This window comes from Mycobacterium sp. E740 (assembly GCF_001672895.1).
Taxonomy (GTDB): domain Bacteria; phylum Actinomycetota; class Actinomycetes; order Mycobacteriales; family Mycobacteriaceae; genus Mycobacterium.
The window spans coordinates 41,302-63,607 of the sequence record NZ_LZKP01000161.1 but is presented as its reverse complement, the minus strand read 5'-3'; the positions used below and the strand labels follow the sequence as shown (position 1 = coordinate 63,607).

Here is a 22,306-nt window from a genome sequence, read left to right as displayed (position 1 = left end):
GGGGCAGATGTTGTGAAACGCCCGGATCACGTCGTCCTTGCCCCGTACGACGATCACCGACGTGTTGAGGAACTTCAGCTCCCGGGTGAAGTAGCTGCCCGCACCGGGGCAACAAGATGTTGTGGGAGGACGACCCGTTCGAGGAGGTCGAGGGCCGCGCGCCGCTGCTGTACTGCCGCTTCCACGGCTGGCGCTACAAGCTCGACGGCTCGCTGCACTCGGCCACGCGCACGGACCTGCTGCTCGACTTCGATGCCGACAGCTGCCAAGTGCCCGCCATCCAATGCGAGGTGTGGGAAGGCTTCATCTTCATCAACCTCAATCCGCACAACACCGAACCGCTTCGTTCTTTCCTCGGCGAGTTGGCGCACGGAATCGAGGGTTATCCGTTCGCCGGGCCGCACCAGGTGTACAAGTTCAAGGTCGAATTGCAGTGCAACTGGAAGATATTCGTCGACGGCTTCGCCGAGAGCTACCACGGCCCGTATCTGCACGGCTCCTCGTTCGGCAACCTCACCGCCGAAGCCAAGGAAGCATTGAACAAGCCGAATCCGTTCACCGACGCCCTGGCCTACCAGCTCGCCGGCCCGCACCGGATGTTCTCGTTCTCCGGTGAGCCCTCGCGGAAGACGCCGTACTCCAAACCGATCGAGTGCGTGATGGAGGCCAGCGCGGCCGGGCCGTGGAACAAGCGCACCGACCGCGGACCGCTGCCGCCGGGACTGAACCCGACCCGATCGGAGAAGTACGGCTTCGACTCGTTCCAGTTCTTCCCCAACTTCGTGCTGATCTTCGGCGCCTCGGGCTTCACCGTCCACACGCACTGGCCGACCGGGCCGCATTCGCACATCTTCGAGACCGAGATGTACTACCAGCCGCCGCGGACGCACAAGGAGCGGCTGGGTCAGGAGCTGACGGTCACCTTCCTCAACGACATCATCCTCGAGGACGCCAGCCCGTCGGAAGGCTTGCAGGCCATGCTGAACAGCGGTGTGCTGACCCACTTCACGATGAACGACGAGGAGATCCTGCTGCGTCACCTGCACAAGGTGGTCGCAGACTACGTAGCAGCCGGAGTCGAGGCCGGCGACATGGCGGCGCAGCGATGAGTGCCGTTCTGCCGCCGGAGTTCTCGCACCTCGAACACCTGGTGCCCGAATGGGCCATCGAGGACGGCCACGAGCGCTATGTGAAGCGGGTCAACAGTTCCATGGCGCAGATCCGGGCGTTCTACGACGAGATCTTCCCGTACGCCGAGGAAGCGGTCGCCTACATCGACAAGTTCGACTACGCAGAGCCGTTGCCCGAGGATGTCGCGAACCTGCGCAACCTCCTGTACTCACTGATCACCGTCTCGCTCGCGGTGGAGTTGTGGAACCAGCCGCGAGTCAAGCATTCGGCCCACACGATTCTGACGAGAGTGAGCTAGCGCCGTGAGCCTGACCTCTACACAACTGGACATCGTCGACCTGACGTCCAGGATCGGCAGCGAGATCAGAACCGACCTCGACACACTGCGCAGTGGTCGGGCGGCTGAGAAGATCAGGGCCACACTGGAACAGCGGGGCGTCGTGTTCTTCCGTGGTCTGCAGATCAGCGACGAAGACCAGGTGGCGATCGCCAGGACGCTGGGCACCGTCGTTGCCGACGAGGGCGACGGCGGGATCTACAAGATCTCGCTCGACGAGACCGTCAACCAGCGTGCCAATTACCTGAGGGGCTCGCTGTTCTGGCACTTCGACGGGTCGCTGCAGCCTTACCCGAATCTCGCGACGCTGCTGCGTGCGGTGAAACTGTCCGACACCGGTGGGGATACGGAGTTCTGCAACACCTACGCCGCCTACGACGATCTGCCGCAGTCCGACAAGGATCTGATCGCGGATCTCCGCGTCGTGCACAGCGCCGAACGGTCGCAGTACTACGTTTCACCTGAGATGAGCTACGAAGAGATCGCCTTCTGGCAGAAGTCGCCGACCAAGGCGTGCCCTGTCGTGTGGACGCATCGGTCAGGCCGCAAGTCTCTGCTGCTGGGTGCGACCGCCGACTACGTCGTCGGGATGACGGCCGAAGAGAGCCGGGCTTTGCTTGCGCGACTTCGCGATTGGGCCACCCAGCCGCAGTATGTCTATCGGCACGAATGGGAGGTCGGGGACCTGCTCATGTGGGACAACACCGGCACGATGCACCGTGCTCTGCCGTATTCCGTTGACAGCGGTCGTCTCATGCACCGGACGATCCTGGCGGGCGAAGAGCCGCTGACTTGAGGCTCGGCATCGCGACACCTGTCGTCACCAACGTGGCGGGCGCGGAATTGACGTGGGAGCGCGACGCGACGGTCGAGGACATCGGACGCGTCGCCGAGGTCGCGGACGAGCTGGGGTACCACCACCTGACTTGCAGCGAGCACATCGGCATTCCGGCGTCCGAGGCCGGTCGGCGTGGCGCCCGGTACTGGGATCCGCTCGCCACGCTCGGCTATGTGGCGGCCCGCACCGAACGCATCCGCCTGGCCACGATGACGCTGGTACTCGGCTATCACCATCCGCTGGAGATCGTAAAGCGTTACGGCACACTGGATCACGTCAGCGGCGGGCGGGTCATCCTCGGCGTCGGGGTCGGGTCGCTCGAGGAGGAGTTCGACCTGCTCGGAGTGCCGTTTGCGGATCGCGGCCCCCGCGCAGACGACGCCTTGCGCGCGCTGCGGGTGGCGCTGCCCAGCAATGAACCTTCCTATGAAGGCGACTATTACAGCTTCGGCGGCCTCATCGTGGACCCGTGTGCGCTGCAGGAGCACATGCCGATCTGGGTCGGTGGCCGCACTCAACGCTCGCTGCGGCGCGCGCTCACGCTCGCCGACGGGTGGGCTCCGTTCGGCATCTCGGTCGCGACGGCGGGGGAGTGGCTGCGGGCGCGCGAGGTGCCGCCGGGGTTTGAGGTGGTGCTCGCCGCTGACCGCCCGCTCGATCCGGTGGGCAATCCCGAGGCGACGCAGGAGACGTTGCGCGCGATGGCGGCTGCGGGCACGACGGTGGTGTCCGCGCGGTTCGTCCATCGCTCGCTCGAGCACTACCTCGAGCAGGTTCACGCGCTCTCCGAACTGCACCGCGACGACGCCGACGAGAGGTGATCATGACCCCAGATGCGGGCTTGCCGCTCCTGCCACCGCTCACGGTCGAGGAATGGGGCGACGACGAGTACGCCGCCGTCGGTGCACTGATGGGCATACCTGGTGACCAGGTGCCGCGCGCCGGTTCGGCAGAACCCAGGGACCCGCTGAACTTCGACATCCTCGGCGTGCTGGCACGCCACCCGAAGATGGCGCGAAAGTTCCTCGGCTACAACGCATTCCTGTTACAGCGCGGTGAGCTGCCCGTGCGCCTGCGGGAACTGGCCGTGCTGCGGCTGGCCCACGTCCGGCGGTCGTCGTTCTTCTGGGCCGAGCACGTCAGGATCGCCAAAGCGGGCGGCCTTTCCGATGACGATATCTCGCGGCTCACTCGCGGCAACGATGAGTTCGACGGGCTGGACCGGCTGGTCCTCGAGACAACCGACCAGCTGCTCGCCCGGGGGCGGGCGACCGCCGACTCGTGGCGGGCACTGGTCGACCGGCTCGGCACCCACCAGGCGATGGAACTGATCTTCGTGGTGGGCACCTACGCGATGTTGGCGATGGCGTGCGACACCTGGCAGCTCGCCGCGCCGGCCGGCAGCGCGGTGCTTCCGGATTAGGTGCCGTCTGTCTCCGGCGCCGTTGACTCGTCGCCGGGACGTGCCCGTCGCCGCCAGCTGCGCACGCCCCGGTGGGCGGCGAACGCGCCGACGACGGCGGTGGCACACCACACCGCGATCGCCGCATACGTCAGCGGGGAGGACAGATCGGAGATCGAAGCGCCCAGCGCGGTGTAGACGAAGGCCCGCGGCACGGAACCGATGAACGCACCGACGGCCATCTGCCACAAGGGAACTCCGAACGCGCCGAAGGCGTACGAGGCGAGCGCGTCGGAGATTCCCGGGACGAAGCGCTGCCCGACGACGGCCCACAGTCCCCGGCGTGCGATGAGCGCGTCTATGCGGGCCGCCCTGTCGTGACCGAGAAGCCCGCGGGCGCTCTCGCGGCCGGCACGCCGGCCGAGGAGGCTGGTGACGACCGCGGTACCGACCGTCGCGCCGAGGGTGACGAACGTGCCCAGCACCGGGCCGAACAACACGCCGCTGGCGGCCGCGAGGATCGGACCCGGCACGAACACCGCGCCGAGTAGGGCCGAGACCACGATGTAGGCGAGCGGCGCGAGAGGACCCGTGGCTGCGACGGTGCGCCGGACGTCGTCGACGTCGACGACACCGGTGACGGCGACCAGATAGAACAACCCGAGCAGGAACGCGGCGAACAGCACGAGGCGCAGGATGTGGCGCCGACGCGAACCCGGGCTGTCGCTGATTGTCATGTCGAGGCAATACTGCCGCATCGGCGAACGTCGAGCCGTCGCCGAGCCGTCGCCGCCGTCGCCGAGCCGTCGCCGAGCGAGAGCAGTCGTCGCCGAGTGAGAAGCCATGGCCGTGATGCGGGCGAAATTACAGCCGGGAATGCTATTTCGGCGACGAAGGTCGACATGTACCATTTGGTACATGCTTACCGAAGCCCGGGTGGAGATCGACGCGCCGGCCGATGTCGTCTGGAAGGTGTTCAGCGATGTCGAGCGGTGGCCCGAGTGGACGGCGTCGGTCACTCGACTTGTGGCGCTCGACAGTCCAGAGCTGTTCTCGGGCAACAGATTCGAGATCAAGCAGCCGCGTATGCCGAAGCTGGTGTGGACGGTGACCGAGCTCTCGCCAGAGTCATCGTGGACATGGGTGCAGCGTTCGCCCGGCGGCGTGACGACGGCGCGCCACGACGTGATCGCGGTACCAGGCGGCCGGACCCGCGTCCGTCAACGGCTCGAACAGGGCGGTCCCCTCGGCGCCCTGGTCGGCCTCGCGATGCGCTCGATGACGAGGCGCTACCTCGACCTCGAGGGCAACGGGCTCAAGGCGCGCTGCGAGCAGCTGCATCATCTCGATGGCCCGACCTCCTGACCTCGCACGGCGCCGCGAACTGCTGGACGCAGTGGTGGCCGAAGTCGCGGCCAACGGGCTTGGCGACCGGTCCCTTCGCGATCTCGCTGCGTCCGTCGGCACCAGTCACCGCATGCTGCTGCACCATTTCGCCTCGCGCGAGGAACTGCTCGTGGCGATCGTCGGTGAGGTCGAGCGGCGCCAGCTCGAACTCTCGCGGCAGTTGCCGGCCGATCCCGCCGAGGCGATCGCAGCGATGTGGGCAAATCTGCGCCGGCCGGAGCTGCGCCCGTTCGAGCGGCTCTTCTTCGAGTGCTACGCGCGCGGAGCGCAGGGCGAGCAGCCGTTCGCCCGAATGCTGCCGGATGCGGTCGAGAACTGGCTGTCGGATGAACAGGGCAGTACGCGAGCGATGATGCGGCTCGGGCTTGCCGTCGCCCGTGGGCTGCTGCTGGACCTCGTCGCCACCGAGGACCTCGACGGCGTCGACGCCGCGGCCGCGGCATTCGCCGACCTTGTGCGCGCGGCCGGCCGGTCCTGAAGACCTCACTCCTGACTGCTGCGGCGGTCGCCGATGAACTCGAGCACGCGAGGGTCGTCGGAGGTGAAACCGTCGACCTCTTCGCCGCCGTCACAGCGCAGCAGCGCGACGGTGACGCTGTTCCCGCGGCGGGCACGGACCTCCCAGACGGCTCCGGAGTCCTGCCAGCGTTGCAGATCCGCGACTCGGTCCGTAGGCATGCCTCTACCATCGCACCGCATGGGTCAGCACCCAAGTGTCGAGGTTTCGCGTGTCTACGACCAACCGAGCGGGGAAGGCACGCGCGTGCTGGTGGACCGGCTGTGGCCGAGGGGATTCCGCAGAGACGATCCTCGTGTCGGCCGCTGGCTGCCCGCGGTTGCCCCGTCGACGGAGCTGCGGCGGTGGTATTCGCATCAGCCGGACCGGTTCCGCGAGTTCGCGGCCCGGTACGAGGCCGAACTCGACAGCGGCGAAGGCGCTGCGGCCCTCACGGAGCTGCGTGGGCTGGTCGCTGAGGGGCCGGTGGTGCTGGTGACGGCCACGCGCGATGTCGAGGGCAGCCACGCCGCCGTCCTGCGTACCGTGCTGTGTCAAGGCGTGTCGTGATCAATCGCCGCCAAGGGAACTAAGTGTGCCCTTACTTGGCACGGTAGGCTCGGCAGGCGATGACCGAGATCGAAGCGGCGCCGGCCGCCGTGCTCCCGCGTGAACTGACCGACATCTCCGATGCCGTGCGTGCAGTCGCGGCGCCGCCCACACCGGTCCTCGCGGAGCCCTACTCGGTCCGACTCGCGGATCCGGATGCGGATGCGGAGATGGTCTCGCAGTGGATGAACCGACCCCATCTGGTGGAGGCATGGGAGTACGACTGGCCGCCCGAGCGCTGGCACCGGTATCTGCAGGCGCAGCTGGCCGGTGAGTACTCGCGGCCGCTGATCGGCAGCTTCCGCGGCCGGCCGTTCGCCTACGTCGAGCTGTACCGGGCGGCGAAGGATTCGATCGCGCCGCGCTACGATGCCGAACCGCACGACATCGGGTTACACGCGGCGATTGCGGACCTGCAGTTCCTCAATCGGGGCATCGGAGCGAGCATGCTTCCGCAGCTGACCGCCAACTTGTTCGATCTCGATCCTCGTTGCTGGCGCATCATGTTCGACCCGGACCACCGGAACAAAGTCGCCCGCGCCGTGTGCGAGTACGCCGGCTGCGTGTTCCTCGGGGAGCACGACATGTCGAACCGGCGGATGGCGCTCTACGCACTTCCACGCACCAGAGACGAAGACTGATCGTCTGCGCGGTCTCCGCGATCGTTGCGGTCACGGATAGCCCGCCAGTCGAGTGTCGCCTCGCCGGACCCCGCCGTCGATGGAGATCAACGCCGGCACCATCTCGCTGGTGACCAGGCCGTCTCCGGCGGTCAGCTCGTCGACGATGTCGAAGGCGGCCGCGATCCTCGGCGGTGTGTCGATGACGATCGTGGTCACGGGCACCTGGCGACTCAGCTGGAACACCCGGTCGCCGTGCGGTCGCTGGCCGCCACTAAGGCCCCAGATGCCCCGCAGCACTGTGGCTCCACTCACCGCGTCCGCCTCGCGGAGCCGGCGCACCAATGCGCGGTGCACAGGAACCCCGTCGTGCAGGGTGGCCGTCGAGGTGTGGACCATCAACTTCTGCCACATCGGGCGGCCGCGGGCATCGGTCTCCGGAAGTGCGGCCGGCCGTGTAAGCAACTGTCCTTTGCGCTTGCAGATCTCGACCCGCTCGACGGTGTACAGGGGATCGCCCGGGAGTCGCTCGAGCTCCTCGATCGCGAGTTCGGCCTGAGCGGCGGTGCCCACCGCGATGATCATTTCGGGCACGTCGACGTTCCGGCTGAAAAAGCGGGCGCGTCCGCGCTGTCCATGCCGGGTGCCGTCGACGCCGAGAAACACTGCGGCGCCGGCGAATCCGAGAGTGTGCAGCCGCTCGCATATCGCCCGGTGCGCGGGCCGGCCTTCGATGCGGTCCTGTCGTCCGACGTAGACCGTCAGCTTGGTGGCGTCGGGAACCGAGGACGTCGACGTCGCGGCGCCGTCACGCAGCCAGGCTCGCTCGATGGTGACCAGGCCGCGCTGCGTCATCGCGACCACCTGGTCGGCGAGCCCGGCGACCTTGTCGGCCAGGTCGACGGCGGCGATGGCGATCGGCGGGTCCTCGGACATGCTCAGTGTCAGGTCGGTGCGCTCCACATGCCGAGGACCAAAACTGGCGATCCCCCGCAGCACGACGCTGGTCGCCAGGCGCGCGTCGCCATAGAGGTCGAGCAGCGCATCGGCGAGGAATTGGTCACCGATGCGGGTGCGCTCGCCGAAGTACGCCGTGAGTTTGAGGTAGTCGGCGCTCACAGGTGGCTCCCGCACCAGAGGCCGACGACTGCTGCGGCGATCCCGAGCGCCGTGCTGACGACGATGTTCGCGGCGGCGGGGACCATCAACCGCTCTTCGCTGATGCGCTGGGTTTCCAGCATCCACGTCGAGAACGTCGTGTAGGACCCGATCAGCGCGGTGCCGAAGAGCAGTGCGAGGTGTGGAGGCAGCGTGAGCCCCGACAGGAGGCCCAGCACCAGCGCGCCGCTGACATTGACCACCAGGGTTCCGTACGGAAAGACTCCGCTGGTCAGCTGAGATACCGCGCGGTCGATGAGGAAGCGCAGTACCGCGCCGACACCGCCGAGTGCCAGGACACCCGCCCACACCGCGACGCTCATCGGGCGAGCCCCGCGCGCCGCACCATCGCGGTGGCGGCGGAGACCGCGACGAGGCCGGTGACGAGGCTTGCGGTCAGGTAGCCGAGCGCCAGACCGTAGTGGCCGTCCTCAACCATTCGCACGATCTCGACCTGCATGGTGGAGAACGTGGTCAAGCCGCCGCACAAGCCGGTGCCGAGCAGTGGTCGGCGGTAGCTCGAGATCGGCAGCCGCTCCAGAAGTCGCGTCGTGAAGTAACCCAGCAGGAACGCGCCGATCGCGTTGACGGCGAACGTCGGCCACGGCCACTGACCGGGCTCAGGGGCGAGCAGCGTCTCCAAACCGGCACGCGCGAGCGTGCCGATCGCACCGCCGGCGAACACCGCGGCCAATTCCCGGCGGTCGTAAGCAAACACAACGGTCAGTATGGTCGGGGATCGCCCAGAGCACGCGGCATCTGGGCGTGGAGGACAATCGGGTGCATGGCGGCCAATCCCCGTGCCGGTCAACCGGCACAACCCGAGGACCTCATCGACGTCGCGCAAGTCGTGACGGCTTACTACACGAGGCAACCCGATCCCGACAACGTCGATCAGCAGGTTGTGTTCGGCACGTCGGGACACCGAGGGTCGAGTCTGGACGCTGCGTTCAACGAGGCGCACATCCTCGCGACGACCCAGGCGATCGTCGAGTACCGCGCCGCGCAAGGCACCACCGGCCCACTGTTCATCGGCCGCGACACCCACGCGCTGTCGGAACCGGCGTGGACCTCGGCACTGGAGGTCCTGGCCGCCAATGATGTTGTGGCGATGGTTGATTCGGCGGACCGGTACACGCCCACTCCCGCGGTCAGCCACGCCATCCTGACGTACAACCGGGGCCGCACCGGCGATCTGGCCGACGGCATCGTTGTCACACCGTCGCATAACCCGCCGCGCGACGGGGGTTTCAAGTACAACCCACCCAACGGTGGCCCGGCCGACACCGACGCCACCGGCGCGATCGCGAGACGCGCCAACGAACTGCTGCGCGACGAACTGAGAGGCGTGCGCAGAGTGTCGCTGGCCGGGGCGGCGGAGTTCACGCGGCGACACGACTATATGGACGCCTACGTCGAAGATCTGGCGAATGTCGTTGAGGTGCATGCGATCAGCGCGCAGAAGATCCGTATCGGCGCCGATCCGCTCGGCGGCGCGAGCGTCGATTACTGGGGCGCCATCGCGGAGCGGTTCGACCTGGACCTGACGGTGGTCAATCCTCACGTCGACGCGACATGGCGGTTCATGACGCTGGACACCGACGGCAAGATCCGGATGGACTGCAGCTCACCGAACGCGATGGCCTCGCTCATCGCCAATCGCGACGACTACCAGATCGCCACGGGGAACGACGCCGACTCCGACCGGCACGGCATCGTCACGCCCGACGGGGGCCTGCTCAATCCCAATCATTATCTGGCGGTGGCAATCGACTACCTCTACTCGCACCGGCCGTCGTGGCCCGCGTCGACCGCGGTCGGCAAGACAGCGGTCAGCTCGTCGATCATCGACCGGGTGGTCGCCGGGCTGGGGCGCGAACTCGTCGAGGTGCCGGTCGGGTTCAAGTGGTTTGTCGACGGATTGCTCAGCGGGACAATAGGTTTCGGTGGTGAGGAGAGCGCGGGCGCATCGTTCTTACGCCAGGACGGATCGGTGTGGACCACCGACAAGGACGGCATCATCCTCGCGCTGCTGGCTTCGGAGATCCTCGCGGTGACGGGCCAGACCCCGTCGCAGCGTTACGCGGCGCTGGCCGAGAAGTACGGCGCGCCGACGTACGCGCGCATCGATGCGCCGGCCGACCGCGAGCAGAAGGCGCGGCTGGCGAAGCTGTCGGCCGAGCAGGTGAGCGCCACCGAGCTTGCGGGCGAGCCGATCACCGCGAAGCTGACGACGGCACCGGGCAACGGCGCGCCGCTGGGCGGGCTCAAGGTGACGACGGAGAATGCGTGGTTCGCGGCTCGGCCGTCGGGTACCGAGGACGTGTACAAGATCTACGCCGAGTCGTTCAAGGGGCCCGAGCATCTCGCCGAGGTCCAGGAAGCGGCGCGCGAGGTGGTCAATAAGGTCATCGGGTGACCTCTGAGAGCGACTGCTCGCCGGCGACCAAGCCGACGCTGCCGCGAGAGGTCTGGCTGCTGGTCGGGGCGAACGTGGTCGTCGCGCTCGGCTACGGCGTGGTGGCGCCGGTGTTGCCGCAGTATGCCCGTCACTTCGGGGTCAGCATCAGCGCCGCGACGTTCGTCATCACCGCGTTCGCGTTGATGCGGTTGATCGCGGCGCCGCCTGCGGGACTGCTCGTGCAGCGCCTGGGGGAGCGCCGGGTGTACATCAGCGGGCTGATCATCGTCGCGGTATCGACCGGGGCGTGCGCGTTCGCGCAGACATACTGGCAGCTGTTGGTGTTTCGCTCGCTGGGTGGCCTGGGTTCGGCGATGTTCACGGTGTCGTCGCTGGGCCTGATGATCCGGATCTCCCCGCCGGACGCACGAGGACGGGTCTCCGGGCTGTTCTCTACGGGGTTTCTCGTCGGTTCGGTCGGCGGACCGGTGCTGGGCAGTCTCACTGCCGGGTTCGGTTTGGCGGCGCCGTTCGTGATCTACGGAGCGGCGCTGCTGGTCGCTGCGGGCGTGGTGTTCGTCAGTCTGCGCGGCAGCACGATCGCGGCGCCGGAGGAGACGGCCGAGGTCGCGGCGGTCTCCGTACGGCAGGTATTGCGACACCGCGCGTACCGTGCCGCACTGTTCTCCAACTTCAGCACCGGTTGGGCGGCGTTCGGGCTGCGCATCGCGCTGGTGCCGCTGTTCGTGGTCGAGGGGCTCGGCCGCGGCGCGGGGGCTGCGGGCTTGGCGCTGGCGACGTTCGCCGTCGGCAACGTCTCGGTGGTCATTCCCAGTGGTTATCTTTCGGACCGGATCGGCCGACGCAAGCTGTTGATCGTCGGGCTTACCGTGTCCTCGGTGTCGACGATCCTGGTGGGTTTCACGACGTCTTGGCCGATATTCCTGGTCGCGGCGTACGTCACGGGCGCGGCGACCGGCATATTCGTCTCGCCGCAGCAGGCCGCCGTGGCCGACATCGTCGGAAACAAGGCGCGCGGCGGGACCGCGGTCGCGACATTCCAGATGATGGCCGATCTGGGATCGATCATCGGCTCGCTGGTGGTCGGTCAGATCGCCGAGCAGGCGTCGTTCCGCTGGGCGTTCGTGGTCAGCGGCGGCATTCTGCTGTTCGCGGCGGCGGGATGGATGTTCGCGCCGGAGACACGGGGCCGGCCCGCCGAGGTGCACACGCCCGCCCGCGCGCTGGGCCCAGAAGCCGGCGGAGAAGTCCCGTAACCAGCGATTTTGAGCGCTTCGCGCGGGTGGTGTAACTTCGATGGGCACAACTCAAGGGGCTATGGCGCAGTTGGTAGCGCACCACACTGGCAGTGTGGGGGTCAGGGGTTCGAGTCCCCTTAGCTCCACCCATAGAAAACCCGCCCTGATTAGTGATTTAGGGCGAGTTTTTTGTTTGCCGACGAGGCCGCTGAGCGGGCGGTTTGTCCTAACTCTGTCCTACCGCTGCCGAGAACACCGCCGACGCGGCGGTCAGGCGGTCGTCGGTCACACGCCCGTACACCGCCTGCGTCATGCGCTCGGTGTGGCCGTGCCACGCGGCGACCACGTCGGCGGCGATCCCCGCCGCACGCATCCGCGAGATATTGCTGTGCCGCAGCTTGCCCAGCGGTATCGCCTTGAATCCGGCAGCCTTGCGCTGCGCGGCGAACTCGCGGCTGTAGTCGCGCACCGGCAGCGGCGTCCCATCGGCCCGCGACAGCAGCAGGTCAGTGTCGGCCAGCGGTCGGCCCACAGCGAGGCGCTCGCGCAGATGGGCGGTGCGCATGGCCTTGAGCATGGACAACTCGCGGGGCGGCAGCGGAAGATCGCGGGCGCTGCGGTCGGTCTTGGTTCCCACGATCATGTCGCGCCCGTTGACGTCGACCCGAGCCTGCCGGATGCGCAGCGCCCCGGCGTCAAGGTCGACGTCGCACCAGCGCAGCCCGCCGACTTCCTCGCGGCGCAGCCCGAGCAGCGTCAGCGCGAAACATCCGGCGAGGCGGTGGGCGGCGACGTGATCGAGGAACTTGCCCATCTGCGCAGGTGTCCAGATGTCGCCCGCGTCGGTGGCGGTGACCGACTTCTGCTCGGGCGACTCAAGCTCGGCTGACGGGTCGTAGGTCAGCCAGCGCATCCGCTTCGCGTGAGCCATGACCGACTTGAGCCGAACAATGGCGCGGCGCTTGGTGGCCGGGGCCAGTGCCTTGCCGCCCTTGCCGGTCAGCGTCGCCGACCAGTCGGCCAGGGCGGCGGGGGTGAGCTTCTGCACCGCCACCGCGCCGAACGCCCGGCGGGCGTAGGCCAGCGACTCGCGGTCGGCGCGAACGGTGTTCGGCCCGATCGACGGGTCGGCCTCGCGCAGCTTGAGCCAGTGGTCGGCGACCTCATCGAACGTCTGGCTCGACTTGGGTGCCCATGTCGCCGATGCCCACTGCTGACGCTGTTCGGTGACCCACTGCGCGGCCTCGCCCTTGGTGCGGAACACCTTGGTGGGCCGGACCTGCTTGCCGGTCACCGGGTCGGTTCCGAGCGTGGGCCGGGCACGCCACCCCTGGCCGTTCGGCAGCCGCTTGATCGAACTGTCGGTGCGGTCGCCGCGCCGCTTGGGCTGTCCGGCGGGCTGGGTGTCGGGGGCGGCGTCCGTGCTCATCGGTCGATCTCCTGTCGGTAGGTGGTGGGCTTGCGGGGCTTGCGCAGTTCGTCGCATCCGAGTAGCGGCGGCTCGGCCTTCTTGCACCGCCGAACCCACCCCTTGACTGTCTCGGTGGATACGTCGCGCCCGAGGGCGCTTGCTGCGCGGTCGGCAACCCGCTCGTAGACGTTGCCACCCTTGGGCGCTTCCTCGCGCACCCACGCCGCCACTTGCGCCAGAAACTGCCGTGCCAGCCGGGGCCGACCGACGCGTCTGCCGCCGGACGTGGGCGGTGCGACTCCCGGCGGCGCGTGCCGGATCATCGCGTCGATAACGCCGTCGGTGAACCGGAATTGCTCGATCCATTCGTGGCCGTCGGTGGTGCCGGTCGCCGCGTCAAGGGTCTGACGCAGCTCGCGAGCGGCGTCGGCGGCCTCGGCGGTGTCGTGCATCGCGGCCGTTCGGGCCAACCGGGCGGTGTTCACGCGGCGCAGTGCGTCCGACGTGATCGGCACGCCGTCGACCGAGGTCACGCGCAGATCGGTGATGACCGGCCCGTCGGCGGTGTCGCGCCACGCAATTTCATAGGTGTGCGCGTGATCGTGGCAGGTGATCGTCACCGGACGCTCGGCGTCGGCGTCCACCTCGACCCCGACCACCTCGCCCGCCCGGCGCGGTGAGTAATTGCGCTTGGTCCCGCTCATAGTTTTCCACCCTAGACGAAACGTCACTAGGGGGCAAAATAGAAACCATGACGATGACCACAGCCGCTAAGGCAATTCCCACTCTGGACGAATTGCGCAGCGGGCCACCGACTCTCAGCATCGAGCAGGCCGCACGCTACCTCGGCGTGAGCCGTGCCTACGGCTACGCAATGGCGCGTGAGGGGCGGCTGCCGACGATCAAGCTCGGCGCGAAGCGCGTGCGGGTGCCCGCCCTGGCGCTGCTCAAGATGCTCGGCGGTGACGGATAAGACCAACTGGCGCAACGCTATTGACCTAGATACGCGTGCGCCCCGCCGGTTGACGAGACCGAGTGGGGCGAGTTACCGAGATGAGGCCGGGTGAGCCAACAGCACAAGAATAACGCCGCCACGGTCGGGCGACCGACCCGAGCGTTGGCCAACGGCCACAAGCGACCAGACCCCAAGGGGCGTATGCCGGGCGAACCCGGCTACAACCCCTACGACAACCCCGACCTCGCTGCGAAGTTTGCCGCCGAGCGCGAGGCGCAGGCCGTCAACGAGAAGCGATTGAAGCGGTGGGCCGCTTGGCGGTATCCGGTCACTGTGCTCGACGGTCGGCCCGAGCAGTGGGCGAGGAAGCTCGCCGACGACATCGCTCGCAGGAACGCCATGGGCGATCCGATGAAGACGACGCCCATGTTGTTTTTCCCCGGTGACAAAGCAGTGAGTGCTGGCGCCTCCGACACCGAGATGAAGGCGCTGCGAGAACTGTCAACAGACGAGATCGAGGTTCTGACGCTCAAGGCGGCGGCGATCCGCGAGGATCGGCGGGCGCAGGCGAGAACGCTCGCCCGCAAGATCGCCGCCGACCGCGAGGCCACTGTCGCCGCGCCGGAACCGCTCAGCCTCACCGACCTGCTAGCCGAGCCGGACGACGGGCCGACGTACCGCATGGACGACGTATGGCCGACCGCTGGCCGTGTGCTGCTTGCCGCGCAGTTCAAGTCGGGAAAGTCGACGCTCGTCGGCAACGTGATCCGGTCGCTGGTCGACGGCGACCAGTTCCTCAGCGAGTTCGCGGTAACCCCGGTCAGCCGCGTCGCTCTGCTTGACACCGAGTTGGACTCACGCACCCTGAGACGTTGGCTGCGTGATCAGGGCATTCGCAACACCGAGGCGGTGTCGGTGCTGGCGCTGCGCGGCGCGGTCTCGACATTCGACATTCTCGACCCCGCCATACGCTCCGAATGGGCGCAGCGCCTCGCGGGGGCCGACGTGGTGATCCTCGACTGCCTGCGTCCCGTTATCGACTCGCTCGGCTTATCCGAGGACAAAGACGCCGGGCGGGTGCTGGTGGCGTTCGACGCGCTGCTGGCCGAGATCGGGGCCGGTGAGGGCATGGTCATCACGCACATGGGACACCAGAACGAACGCGCTCGCGGCGATTCAAGACTGCTCGACTGGCCTGACGCGCTGTGGAAGATCGTGCGCGACGGCGACGAGACCGACGACGACGGCAACCGTCGTCGGTACTTCTCGGCGCTGGGCCGCGACGTCGCGCTGCCCGAGGGTCTGCTGAACTTCGACGCTGCCACCCGGCACCTGACCTATAGCGGCGGCAACCGCAGGGACTCCGCAGCCCTGGCATCCATGCCCGCTCTGCTGGCGATGGTCAGTGCCGAGCCGGGCCAGTTGTCGAAACGCGCTGCCGAGTCGCGGCTGTGTGAGGAACACGGCCTCACTCAGCAAGACGCCCGCCGCACGATCGCAAAGGCGATCAAGGACGGGTTGCTGACGGTCACAGTCGGCGCCCGCCGCTCACACATATTGTCGCCGGGCGGTGTCGACCCGTTCGCACCACCTCCCGATGTTTCGCCCGATCTTGACGATTCGGAGGGCCGATAGATGCTCACTGCGTTAGTGCGTTGCAGTGCGTCACAACGCACTAACGCAGTAGTGCGTCAGTGCGTATATATGACGCACTGCACTACCTGCAGATATGACGAGGTCGGAACGGTCGACGCGCACCGCACTCAAAGCTGGGCGCGGTGGCCGGGAGAGGCGGTGTGCCGATGACCAGATGACCCGATGCCCCCGCCGAGCCGAGGCGCTCGGCGGCGTCAACTGACACACAGCCCAACGGTCGGCGAACCGCGCCGACCAACCCAACCGAGGGATACCGAGATGAGTCCAGACAGCAAGACCACCGAACCGACGGACGAACAGGTCGACGCCGCGATCCTGGCCGCGCTCGCCGAAGCGGGCCGCGACGACGTACACCCTTGGGCTGCGATCAGGCGGCGGGTGCCCCGCTGCCACGACCGTAAGGGCGACCGGCTGGTCGCGCTGTGGCTCACTGGCCGCGTGTGGCTGTGCAAGGTCCGAGGCCGCAATTACGTCGCGCTCGGCGACGCCGACGACGAGCGGATCGTTGCGGCTGCCGGGTCGGCGGTCCGTGTGCGTACGTTCCCGGTGCTCTGACAAACCCTCGTCCGATCTGGCCCGTCCGAACACCTGACCCGAGAGGAACCGTCACCATGAGCAACCCGTCGCGGAACAAGCCCGACGCCGACGAGCGGCAACGTGCGCTCAAGGCGGTCGAGCTGCGCGTTCAAGGGAACACCTATGCCCAGATCGCCGCCGCGCTCGACTACAGCGACGAAAGCGGCGCTCGGCACGCGGTGTCGCGGCTGCTCGCTCGCCGTGAAGCCGAGTCGATTGACGAACTGCGGGCGGTGCATGGCGCGAGGCTTGAGGGCGTGCTGTCGAGCTTCTGGCTCGCCGCCACGACCGGCGACACCGACGCGGCCAGGATCGTGCTGCGCACGCTCGATAGTCTGGCCAAGCTCTACGGCCTCGACGCGCCGACCCGCGTCGCGGTCGGCCCGCAGGTCAGCGCCGTCGAGTTCGCCGAGGAAGCGGCGCGGCTGATCGAGTCGATCGCGTCGATGGACGCGACCGATGACTTGTTGCGCTCGCTGCCCGACGGTGCCGGGCATGCTGTGCTCGACGCTCGCAAGTCAGCGGCACTGCCCGGCGATGAGAATGACGACGAGGAATGGTCGAACATCGGCGAGCCAGACCCTGTGCCAGTCGCATCCATGGTCGCGGTGCCGCAGCCGTTCGCCGCACCGAGACCGCTGACTGTGGTCGAAGCCGAACCGCAGGTGGTGGCCGAGGTCGAGCCGCAGGCCGAGTCCGAGGTGACACCGCAGCAGGTCCCGCCGCCGCGAAGGTTTAATCCGTGGACTTTTCGGATTAACGATCGGTATGACCCGCTAACCGGGTGGAGGCGGTAGGCGGTGAGTTGCCCGCTCTTGTCGGGCGACGGGGCGTTGTCCCAATACTCTCGTTAAGTTGCCGAGTTGCCGGCGTTTCTCCTGATGCTGGTGTCACTCCGCACGGTTACCGTGCGACAGATGGCGACAGATCCGATGGCGGGGCTTCGGAAAACACAGCTCATGATGAGCATCACGGAGCGAGCAGTGCGTGCTTGGCGGCTCGGAGAGTGGGCGCTATTGCACCAGGTGCGACCAGACGGCAGCAGCGCTCCACCAGACCCCCGGCCATTCATGCCCGACCGAGGCAGCAGCCTCGCGTTCGACGACCTCGATTTCACGCCGGACTTGGGCAAAAACCCGGTCACCTCGACTGCGCGGTACCCGGTGATGACGGCAGCCGAAAACCTAGTAGGTGCTGCGCAAGCCCATTCGGCGCCACTGCAGGAAGGAAGAACCAACATTGTGTCGCTGGGCTCACTATGTCGTTGCGCCATTGAAGCGGCTGCCAAGACCGTGTGGCTGCTCGCGCCCACAGTCCGGACAGAGCGACGAGCAAGATGCCGTGGTTTCATTCAAAGCGAGCGCCAGCCGCAACAGAGCTTCCTAAGAATCGAAGCTCGGGTGTTGGCTAAGCGGCAGAGTGATGGGCTTCCCGCGGACTTCCAAAACTTCCAGCGGCATCGCGATGAGTACGACGAGCGTCAAGTTCTGATCTCAGCGCTACCGAAGAGCGAACGCACAAGGCCACCCAGTAACTCGTCGGACATCGTCAGTTGGTCGGCCAAGTGGATCGATGCAAACCCCCCGGCGCACGCCGCAGACGAACTCCCGCTCGGGATGGAACTCGGCGCTGATCGCTTCTACTCCATAGGTTCCAGCTTCGTGCATGGCTTCAAGTGGATGACTGACTACATCCGCGACGACGAGGCGACGCTGAAGGTTGTGGCCGAAGGCTTCGCCGCCGCCGTGGTCATGACCGAATGTGCGGTGTGTCTCTTCGAATCGCAGGCCACGAATGCTGCCAGGGCTGCGGTGCGGAGGGCTAACTACCCGGATTGGTTGGCACCGACCGTGGCTGCATGGCTGCCCCGGTACCAGTGACGCTCCCGCATTCCATGGTGCCCCCAGCGGATGAACGGTGGTCTGCCGACGATCCCGGAACAGTCGGGGGCGCTCCTTAGAATCACCGGCATGGGGGACTTCGACGAACTCGTCGCCAATCTTAATCCTGACGCTCGTGTTCGGGGTCGGCAGTTCGAACGCATCTGCAAGTGGTTTCTCACCAACGATCCGACGTATAAGAACGCTCTCCGCCATGTGTGGCTCTGGGACGAGTGGGTCGGTCGTTGGGGCGGAGACGCGGGGATCGACCTGGTCGCTGAAGACCAGGACGGGCGGCTGTGGGCGATTCAGGCCAAGGCATACGACCCTGCCAGTGCTGTAACCAAGGCGGACGTGGACAAGTTTCTGGCGGAGTCGTCGCGGGCGGTGTTTTATTATCGGCTGCTAATCGCCACGACCGACAAGCTGCACCACGTTGCACGGCGAACGATCAACGACCAAGAGAAGCAGGTTGCCTTCGTCGGGTTGAGCGATCTGCTCACCTCTGAGGTCGACTGGCCCACTGATCCGTTGGACTTGCGCCCGCCCCGTCCACGAAAGCCCGCCAATCCGAGAGATCATCAGCGTGAGGCGATCCGTGATGTCGTGAAGGGGTTCACGAAGTCGGATCGCGGTCAGCTTGTTATGGCGTGCGGGACAGGGAAAACCCTCACCTCTCTGTTCATCAAGGAGAAGCTTGCCTGCGAGCGGACCCTGGTACTACTTCCGTCGCTGTCCTTGCTGAAGCAGACGATGCAGGTTTGGCGGGTCAACGCCAGGGTTCCTTTCGGGGCGCTGCCCGTTTGCTCTGACGAGACGGTGGGAGGTTCCGACGAGGATGCAGCGGTAGGCCATACGAGCGAGCTGGGTGTGCCCGTCACCACCGATCCTTCTGAGATCGCTGCATTCATGCGGCGTCGGTCGGGACCGCGTGTGGTGTTCTCGACCTACCAGTCGTCTCCCCAGATCGCCGCCGCCTTCGACCTAGGGCGCATGCCTGCGTTTGACTTGGTGATCGCGGACGAGGCACATAGGGTGGCCGGTCCCGCGTCTTCCGATTTCGGGACGGTGCTCGATGAGACGGCGATCAAGGCGCGGCGGCGACTGTTCATGACGGCGACCCCGCGCTACTTCACCGGGCGGGTGCTGAAGGCGGCTCAGGACGCCGACCTTGAAGTGGCCTCAATGGACGACCCATCCCAATTCGGCAGCGTGTTGCATCGCCTCACGTTCAGCGAGGCGATCAAGCGCGACCTGCTCACCGATTACCAGGTAGTGGTCGTTGGTGTGGACGACGCGACCTATAAGGAGTGGGCAGAGACGGGCACACTGGTCACCCGCGACGGTAAGACTGTTACAGACGCCCGAACTCTGGCCGGACAGATCGGGCTGGCAAAAGCAATGCGGCGCTATGACCTGCACCGCACTATCTCATTCCACTCACGCGTCGCCCGCGCCCGCGACTTCGCGGCTGAGATGCCGTGCGTACTGGACTGGATGCCTGCCCGGCAGCGCCCGAAGGGCGCTCTGTGGTCACGCCACGCGTCCGGTGAAATGTCCGCCGGTGAGCGCCACGTCTTGCTCCAACACCTGAGCCGACTTAACGACGGTGAGCGTGGGCTGCTGTCAAACGCACGCTGCCTCGCCGAAGGTGTGGACGTTCCGACGCTTGACGGTGTCGCGTTCATAGACCCGCGCCGAAGCGAGGTGGACATCATCCAGGCGGTCGGGCGGGCGATCCGCAAGTCCCACGACAAGAACGTCGGGACCATCGTCATCCCAGTCTTCATCGACACCGACGCCGACCCCAAAGTGGCCTTGGACATCTCGGCTTTCAAACCAGTCTGGGATGTCATTAAGGCGCTCCGCGCCCACGATCGTGAACTCGGTGAGCAGCTCGACGACCTACGGCGGAACCTGGGCAAGAACGGTGCCGGTGTGAAGCTGCCCAGCAAGCTTCACCTCGACCTGCCTGTGAAGGTCAGTACTGAGTTTGCAAGAGCGTTCGACGTGCGTCTAGTCGAAGAGACGACTGCGCCGTGGGAGTTCTGGTACGGGCTGCTAGAGAAGTACGTCGCAGAGCATGGGACCGCTCGGGTTCGGCTGATGGAGCTATACGACGGTCACCGCCTTGGGCAGTGGGTCGTTGTTCAGCGGAACAAGTGGGAGACGCTCTCCGAGGACCGACGGAACAGACTCAGTGCCCTTCCTGGGTGGACAAACGATGTCCGTGAGACTCAGTGGGAGGAAGGGTTCGCCCATCTCCAGCAGTATGTCGCCGAGTTTGGGGACGCCCTGGTCCACGACGAGTGGGTCGCTGAAGACGGATACAGGCTCGGTAAGTGGGTCGGAAAGCAACGGACCAAGTGGGCGAAGCTCTCAGACGAACAGCGGCAGCGGTTGGAAGAACTTCCCGGCTGGACCCACGACGCGAAGAGCACGAGGTGGGAGAAGGGTTATCGGTTGCTCCAGCAGTACGCAGCCGAGACGGGTGACGCGAACCCTCCGAGCGATTACGAGGTCGATGGATTCAAGTTGGGGATATGGGCCAGAACGCAGCGGGCCAACTGGGAGAAGCTAAACGAGGAGAGACGCATTCGCCTCCGCCAAATTCAAGGGTGGATGGTCGACCTTCTGCCGGAAAAGTGGGAGAGGGCGTGTCGTCTACTGGAGGAGTACGCAGCCGAAAATGGCGATGCTGCGGTGCCGCAAGCCCTTGTGGTCGAAGGTATCCCGTTAGGTCGTTGGGTCAGTAAGCAGCGCGACCGTTGGGAACGCCTCACCGAGGAACAACGCTCGCGGCTCGAACGTCTGCCGGGCTGGACTCTCGACGCACGCGGGGTCTGGTGGGAGGAAGGATTCGGGCACCTTCAAGACTACGTAGCGGAATATGGAACTGCTCTTCTCCGACAAAACGTCGTCTACAAAGGGTTTGCTCTTGGTCAATGGGTCAGCAACCAAAAGACCAGATGGAAAACGCTGAGCGCTGAGCGTCAGGAACGACTCCAAGGACTTCCTGGTTGGGCGATGGATGCTCGCTCCGTCAGATGGGAGGAAGGTTTTCAACACCTGCAGGAGTACGTCAACATCAATGGGACCGCCCGCTTACCGAGCAAGTGCGTGTTCAATGGCTACAAGCTTGGAGTATGGGTCAACACCCAGCGGCAGAACTGGTCGTCCTTGAGTGAGGAGCGGCGGAAACGTCTTCTTGCACTTACCGGCTGGACGGGAAACACGCGTATTGCGTTGTGGGAGGAAGGATTCAGCCACCTTCTGAGGTACGTGAGCGATAATGGCACCGCACTGGTCCCGAGCGATTGCATCTCTGACGGCTTCAAACTTGGCCAGTGGGTAACGGTGCAGCGCACGAACTGGAAGTCACTCAGCGACGAGCGGCGTCAAAAACTGGAACACCTTCCGGGGTGGGCGGTGTCTGTTCGCGCCGCCCGGTGGGAGGAAGGGCTTCGTCGGCTTCAGGGATACGTCAACGAGAACGGGCACGCGTCCCCGCCCCAGTCCTTCGCTGATGATGACGGCTATCGACTAGGAATGTGGGTTCAATCGCAACGGCAGAACCAAGCCAAAGGCACACTCAGTCGTGACCAACGGATACGGCTTGAGAAGCTGCCTGGATGGGACTGGAGGCCGCGAGATTCGAGATGGGAAGACAGCTTCCGCAGACTGCAGAAGTACGTCAGGAAGAACGGGCATGCATGCCCACCTCAGACTTTTGAGGATGAAGATGGTTATCGCCTAGGTACGTGGGTCAACTTGCAGAGACAGATTTTCGCCAAAGGGTTCCTCAGTTCGGAACAAAGAGATCGCCTGGAAAAGCTTCCGGGGTGGAAGTGGACGCCCCGCGACGCCCTATGGGAGGAGGCTTTTCGTCGACTGTTGGAGTACGAAAAAGAGAACGGACACGCCAGCCCCCCTCAGACTTACATCAGCGATGACGGCTATCGGCTGGGAGCCTGGGTAAGCCAGCAGCGCCAGAGACACAAGAAAGGCATACTCGCTCCTGATAGATATGAGCGACTTACCAAGGTGCCTGGCTGGGAGTGGGCACCACCGCTCGGAGGTGCAGCGCGGCGCAGGTGACGATTCGAGGTTGGCGAGCGGCTAGCCGGGCGACCCGACCACTGCGCCGGGTCAGCGCCGTCGTGTCGCCGA

General features: G+C 66.1%; 23 protein-coding genes, 1 tRNA gene and 1 pseudogene. 18 read left to right on the top strand and 7 right to left on the bottom strand.

The window, feature by feature from the left end; genetic code table 11:
* Positions 1 to 95: 95 nt before the first annotated feature.
* The 5 genes and pseudogenes from A5663_RS15650 to A5663_RS15630 all read left to right on the top strand — a co-directional run.
* Positions 96 to 1,109, top strand: a pseudogene (locus tag A5663_RS15650) (SRPBCC family protein); the annotation flags it as partial.
* Positions 1,106 to 1,429: a hypothetical protein gene (locus A5663_RS15645; RefSeq protein ID WP_068150806.1), complete on the top strand. Its 324-nt coding sequence runs from the start codon at positions 1,106 to 1,108 to the stop codon at positions 1,427 to 1,429. The pseudogene A5663_RS15650 and the gene A5663_RS15645, both read left to right, overlap by 4 nt.
* A gap of 4 nt (positions 1,430 to 1,433) precedes the next feature.
* Positions 1,434 to 2,264, top strand: a complete 831-nt coding sequence (locus A5663_RS15640) for a TauD/TfdA family dioxygenase (RefSeq protein ID WP_068150803.1) — start codon at positions 1,434 to 1,436, stop codon at positions 2,262 to 2,264.
* Positions 2,261 to 3,127, top strand: a complete 867-nt coding sequence (locus A5663_RS15635; RefSeq protein ID WP_068150798.1) for a TIGR03619 family F420-dependent LLM class oxidoreductase — start codon at positions 2,261 to 2,263, stop codon at positions 3,125 to 3,127. Before A5663_RS15640 ends, A5663_RS15635 begins: the two co-directional genes overlap by 4 nt.
* 2 nt (positions 3,128 to 3,129) lie before the next feature.
* The gene (locus A5663_RS15630) at positions 3,130 to 3,729 is read left to right on the top strand and encodes a carboxymuconolactone decarboxylase family protein (protein WP_068150830.1); all 600 of its coding nucleotides are present in this window, start codon (positions 3,130 to 3,132) and stop codon (positions 3,727 to 3,729) included.
* Here the strand turns inward: A5663_RS15630 and A5663_RS15625 are convergent.
* Positions 3,726 to 4,445, bottom strand: coding sequence for a TVP38/TMEM64 family protein (locus A5663_RS15625; RefSeq protein WP_068150795.1), 720 nt, complete (start codon positions 4,443 to 4,445; stop codon positions 3,726 to 3,728). The two genes, A5663_RS15630 and A5663_RS15625, sit on opposite strands and share 4 nt — an antisense overlap.
* Before the next feature lie 181 nt (positions 4,446 to 4,626).
* Here A5663_RS15625 and A5663_RS15620 point away from each other — a divergent pair, with 181 nt between their 5' ends.
* Positions 4,627 to 5,073 (top strand): SRPBCC family protein, encoded by a 447-nt coding sequence (locus A5663_RS15620; RefSeq protein ID WP_068150792.1) that lies wholly within the window; start codon positions 4,627 to 4,629, stop codon positions 5,071 to 5,073.
* Positions 5,057 to 5,593, top strand: a complete 537-nt coding sequence (locus tag A5663_RS15615; protein WP_068150789.1) for a TetR/AcrR family transcriptional regulator — start codon at positions 5,057 to 5,059, stop codon at positions 5,591 to 5,593. The genes A5663_RS15620 and A5663_RS15615 overlap by 17 nt, the downstream gene beginning before the upstream one ends.
* A 5-nt stretch (positions 5,594 to 5,598) precedes the next feature.
* Here the strand turns inward: A5663_RS15615 and A5663_RS15610 are convergent, their stop codons facing one another.
* A complete protein-coding gene (locus tag A5663_RS15610; RefSeq protein WP_068150787.1) occupies positions 5,599 to 5,793 on the bottom strand; it encodes a hypothetical protein in 195 nt (64 codons plus the stop codon).
* A gap of 19 nt (positions 5,794 to 5,812) precedes the next feature.
* On the opposite strand from A5663_RS15610, the gene A5663_RS15605 reads away from it, so the two are divergent.
* The gene (locus A5663_RS15605) at positions 5,813 to 6,181 is read left to right on the top strand and encodes a DUF488 domain-containing protein (RefSeq protein ID WP_068150784.1); all 369 of its coding nucleotides are present in this window, start codon (positions 5,813 to 5,815) and stop codon (positions 6,179 to 6,181) included.
* Between the two features lie 59 nt (positions 6,182 to 6,240).
* Positions 6,241 to 6,861 carry a GNAT family N-acetyltransferase gene (locus tag A5663_RS15600; protein WP_068150780.1) on the top strand — a complete coding sequence of 207 codons (621 nt, stop codon included), beginning with the start codon at positions 6,241 to 6,243 and terminating at the stop codon, positions 6,859 to 6,861.
* A 30-nt stretch (positions 6,862 to 6,891) separates the two neighbouring features.
* Here the strand turns inward: A5663_RS15600 and A5663_RS15595 are convergent, their stop codons facing one another.
* The 3 genes from A5663_RS15595 to crcB (A5663_RS15585) are packed head-to-tail and all read right to left on the bottom strand — an operon-like array spanning position 6,892 to position 8,716.
* A complete protein-coding gene (locus A5663_RS15595) occupies positions 6,892 to 7,959 on the bottom strand; it encodes a DUF190 domain-containing protein (RefSeq protein WP_068150778.1) in 1,068 nt (355 codons plus the stop codon).
* Positions 7,956 to 8,321 carry a fluoride efflux transporter CrcB gene (crcB, locus tag A5663_RS15590; RefSeq protein ID WP_068150776.1) on the bottom strand — a complete coding sequence of 122 codons (366 nt, stop codon included), beginning with the start codon at positions 8,319 to 8,321 and terminating at the stop codon, positions 7,956 to 7,958. Before crcB (A5663_RS15590) ends, A5663_RS15595 begins: the two co-directional genes overlap by 4 nt.
* Positions 8,318 to 8,716: a fluoride efflux transporter CrcB gene (gene crcB / locus A5663_RS15585; protein WP_068150774.1), complete on the bottom strand. Its 399-nt coding sequence runs from the start codon at positions 8,714 to 8,716 to the stop codon at positions 8,318 to 8,320. The genes crcB (A5663_RS15590) and crcB (A5663_RS15585) overlap by 4 nt, the downstream gene beginning before the upstream one ends.
* 66 nt (positions 8,717 to 8,782) lie before the next feature.
* Here crcB (A5663_RS15585) and pgm point away from each other — a divergent pair, with 66 nt between their 5' ends.
* The 3 genes from pgm to A5663_RS15570 all read left to right on the top strand — a co-directional run bounded on the left by pgm (position 8,783) and on the right by A5663_RS15570 (position 11,804).
* Entirely contained in the window at positions 8,783 to 10,417 is a 1,635-nt protein-coding gene (gene pgm / locus A5663_RS15580; protein ID WP_068150769.1) for a phosphoglucomutase (alpha-D-glucose-1,6-bisphosphate-dependent), read from the top strand.
* Complete coding sequence (locus A5663_RS15575) at positions 10,414 to 11,676, top strand: MFS transporter (RefSeq protein WP_068150767.1); 1,263 nt, start codon at positions 10,414 to 10,416, stop codon at positions 11,674 to 11,676. Before pgm ends, A5663_RS15575 begins: the two co-directional genes overlap by 4 nt.
* Positions 11,677 to 11,731: 55 nt before the next feature.
* A tRNA-Ala gene (locus tag A5663_RS15570) sits at positions 11,732 to 11,804 on the top strand.
* A gap of 80 nt (positions 11,805 to 11,884) precedes the next feature.
* On the opposite strand, the gene A5663_RS15565 is transcribed toward A5663_RS15570, so the two are convergent.
* Both A5663_RS15565 and A5663_RS15560 read right to left on the bottom strand, forming a co-directional pair.
* Positions 11,885 to 13,087 carry a site-specific integrase gene (locus A5663_RS15565; protein ID WP_068150764.1) on the bottom strand — a complete coding sequence of 401 codons (1,203 nt, stop codon included), beginning with the start codon at positions 13,085 to 13,087 and terminating at the stop codon, positions 11,885 to 11,887.
* On the bottom strand, positions 13,084 to 13,773 hold the full coding sequence (locus tag A5663_RS15560) for a hypothetical protein (protein ID WP_068150762.1): 690 nt from the start codon (positions 13,771 to 13,773) through the stop codon (positions 13,084 to 13,086). The genes A5663_RS15565 and A5663_RS15560 overlap by 4 nt, the downstream gene beginning before the upstream one ends.
* A gap of 47 nt (positions 13,774 to 13,820) precedes the next feature.
* Here A5663_RS15560 and A5663_RS15555 point away from each other — a divergent pair, with 47 nt between their 5' ends.
* The 6 genes from A5663_RS15555 (at position 13,821) to A5663_RS15530 (ending at position 22,234) form a co-directional block, all read left to right on the top strand.
* A complete protein-coding gene (locus A5663_RS15555) occupies positions 13,821 to 14,042 on the top strand; it encodes a helix-turn-helix domain-containing protein (protein WP_068150759.1) in 222 nt (73 codons plus the stop codon).
* Between the two features lie 183 nt (positions 14,043 to 14,225).
* Entirely contained in the window at positions 14,226 to 15,659 is a 1,434-nt protein-coding gene (locus A5663_RS15550) for an AAA family ATPase (RefSeq protein ID WP_068150757.1), read from the top strand.
* Between the two features lie 279 nt (positions 15,660 to 15,938).
* Entirely contained in the window at positions 15,939 to 16,235 is a 297-nt protein-coding gene (locus tag A5663_RS15545) for a hypothetical protein (protein WP_068150754.1), read from the top strand.
* Positions 16,236 to 16,291: 56 nt separating this feature from the next.
* Entirely contained in the window at positions 16,292 to 17,053 is a 762-nt protein-coding gene (locus tag A5663_RS15540; protein ID WP_068150749.1) for a hypothetical protein, read from the top strand.
* A 120-nt stretch (positions 17,054 to 17,173) separates the two neighbouring features.
* Positions 17,174 to 18,136 (top strand): hypothetical protein, encoded by a 963-nt coding sequence (locus tag A5663_RS23095; protein WP_156744500.1) that lies wholly within the window; start codon positions 17,174 to 17,176, stop codon positions 18,134 to 18,136.
* A gap of 90 nt (positions 18,137 to 18,226) precedes the next feature.
* Entirely contained in the window at positions 18,227 to 22,234 is a 4,008-nt protein-coding gene (locus A5663_RS15530) for a DEAD/DEAH box helicase (RefSeq protein WP_068150829.1), read from the top strand.
* Positions 22,235 to 22,306 lie beyond the last annotated feature (72 nt).